The 2282-nt window shown below is 56.1% G+C and carries 1 rRNA gene; it reads right to left on the reverse strand.

What is annotated here, in order from left to right:
- Nucleotides 1-2282 (reverse strand): 23S ribosomal RNA (locus HG542_RS33870); the annotation flags it as partial.

A 2282-nucleotide genomic window follows, 5' to 3' on the forward strand; every position in this document is an offset into this window, starting at 1 on the left:
GATAGGGACCGAACTGTCTCACGACGTTCTAAACCCAGCTCGCGTACCGCTTTAATGGGCGAACAGCCCAACCCTTGGGACCGACTCCAGCCCCAGGATGCGACGAGCCGACATCGAGGTGCCAAACCATCCCGTCGATATGGACTCTTGGGGAAGATCAGCCTGTTATCCCCGGGGTACCTTTTATCCGTTGAGCGACGGCGCTTCCACAAGCCACCGCCGGATCACTAGTCCCGACTTTCGTCCCTGCTCGACCCGTCGGTCTCACAGTCAAGCTCCCTTGTGCACTTACACTCAACACCTGATTGCCAACCAGGCTGAGGGAACCTTTGGGCGCCTCCGTTACCCTTTAGGAGGCAACCGCCCCAGTTAAACTACCCACCAGACACTGTCCCTGATCCGGATCACGGACCCAGGTTAGACATCCAGCACGACCAGAGTGGTATTTCAACAACGACTCCACACACACTGGCGTGCATGCTTCACAGTCTCCCACCTATCCTACACAAGCCGAACCGAACACCAATATCAAGCTATAGTAAAGGTCCCGGGGTCTTTCCGTCCTGCTGCGCGAAACGAGCATCTTTACTCGTAGTGCAATTTCACCGGGCCTATGGTTGAGACAGTCGAGAAGTCGTTACGCCATTCGTGCAGGTCGGAACTTACCCGACAAGGAATTTCGCTACCTTAGGATGGTTATAGTTACCACCGCCGTTTACTGGCGCTTAAGTTCTCAGCTTCGCACACCCGAAGATGCGCTAACCGGTCCCCTTAACGTTCCAGCACCGGGCAGGCGTCAGTCCGTATACATCGCCTTACGGCTTCGCACGGACCTGTGTTTTTAGTAAACAGTCGCTTCTCGCTGGTCTCTGCGGCCACACCCAGCTCAAGGAGTAAATCCCATCACCAGACATGGCCCCCCTTCTCCCGAAGTTACGGGGGCATTTTGCCGAGTTCCTTAACCATAGTTCACCCGAACGCCTCGGTATTCTCTACCTGACCACCTGAGTCGGTTTAGGGTACGGGCCGCCATGAAACTCGCTAGAGGCTTTTCTCGACAGCATAGGATCATCCACTTCACCACAATCGGCTCGGCATCAGGTCTCAGCCTCAATGTGTGACGGATTTGCCTATCACACGGCCTACACCCTTACCCCGGGACAACCACCGCCCGGGCTGGACTACCTTCCTGCGTCACCCCATCACTCACCTACTACAAGTCTGGGTCATCGGCTCCACCACTCCCCTTCACCCGAAGGATCCAGGACGGCTTCACGGACTTAGCATCGCCTGATTCAATGTTTGGCGCTTCAAAGCGGGTACCGGAATATCAACCGGTTGTCCATCGACTACGCCTGTCGGCCTCGCCTTAGGTCCCGACTTACCCTGGGCAGATCAGCTTGACCCAGGAACCCTTAGTCAATCGGCGCACACGTTTCCCACGTGTGTATCGCTACTCATGCCTGCATTCTCACTCGTGAACCGTCCACAACTCGTTTCCACGGCTGCTTCACCCGGCACACGACGCTCCCCTACCCATCCACACACCCGTTAAGGCTACATATGTGAATGACACGACTTCGGCGGTACGCTTGAGCCCCGCTACATTGTCGGCGCGGAATCACTTGACCAGTGAGCTATTACGCACTCTTTCAAGGGTGGCTGCTTCTAAGCCAACCTCCTGGTTGTCTCTGCGACTCCACATCCTTTCCCACTTAGCGTACGCTTAGGGGCCTTAGTCGATGCTCTGGGCTGTTTCCCTCTCGACCATGGAGCTTATCCCCCACAGTCTCACTGCCGCGCTCTCACTTACCGGCATTCGGAGTTTGGCTAAGGTCAGTAACCCGGTAGGGCCCATCGCCTATCCAGTGCTCTACCTCCGGCAAGAAACACACGACGCTGCACCTAAATGCATTTCGGGGAGAACCAGCTATCACGGAGTTTGATTGGCCTTTCACCCCTAACCACAGGTCATCCCCCAGGTTTTCAACCCTGGTGGGTTCGGTCCTCCACGAAGTCTTACCTCCGCTTCAACCTGCCCATGGCTAGATCACTCCGCTTCGGGTCTAGAGCGTGCAACTCAAACGCCCTATTCGGACTCGCTTTCGCTACGGCTTCCCCACACGGGTTAACCTCGCTACACACCGCTAACTCGCAGGCTCATTCTTCAAAAGGCACGCAGTCACGACCGCCAAGCAAGCTTGACGGCGACGCTCCCACGGCTTGTAGGCACACGGTTTCAGGTACTATTTCACTCCGCTCCCGCGGTACTTTTCACCATT

It is taken from the genome of Streptomyces morookaense, from assembly GCF_013030945.1.
GTDB classification, from domain to species: domain Bacteria; phylum Actinomycetota; class Actinomycetes; order Streptomycetales; family Streptomycetaceae; genus Streptomyces; species Streptomyces morookaensis.